The sequence below is a fragment of the Polaromonas sp. P1_G2 genome, assembly GCF_056405515.1.
Map to the genome: position 1 here is coordinate 1 of NZ_JBFUBY010000732.1, position 588 is coordinate 588.

Below are 588 nucleotides of genomic sequence, written 5' to 3' on the forward strand. Positions count from 1 at the left end.
GGATATTGTAGGCCTCGTAGCAATCCTCGGCGAGCCGCTTCGGGTCGGACGGAACATAGGGGAAGCGTTCGATAGGTCGCCGCAGAGCAACCGGCTCGGACGGCACATCGAGCGCAAAGGTCATTGTCCGGAAAGCCGGCGCGGCGCCAATCTCGTTGCTGACGGTATCGCCGAAAGTGTTGGTCCGCATCCGCTCCTGGCGAAGGCGTCCGACGTCGATATCGGCAATCGCCGCCTCCGGCTGCCAGGAAAAGCGATTGGTCGAAGCAAGCTGATTGCCCATTTCGAAAATTTCGGCCTGGCCGTCCCAAGCGAGGTCGGTCGTCGATTCGCCCGGTCCCGCAGCGGAATAGGCATAGGCCGCGATTGCCCGCGACGACTGGCTTTCGCAGAGCCGCCGGCGCGTCTCGGCCTTGCCGATGGTGATATTGCTGGCCGACAGGTTGAGCAGGATTTCGGCCCCGGCCAGGGCGGCCCGCGACGACGGCGGCATCGGCACCCAGAAATCCTCGCAGATCTCGGCATGGAAGGTGAACTTTGCCGAGCCGGACGAGGCAAAGATCAGGTCCGTGCCGAACGGCACGTCAC

The 588-nt window shown here is 63.8% G+C and carries 1 pseudogene; it reads right to left on the reverse strand.

Going from position 1 to position 588, the window contains the following annotated elements:
* Positions 1 to 588 (reverse strand): annotated as a pseudogene (nadE, locus tag AC1D0P_RS27250) (NAD(+) synthase); the annotation flags it as partial.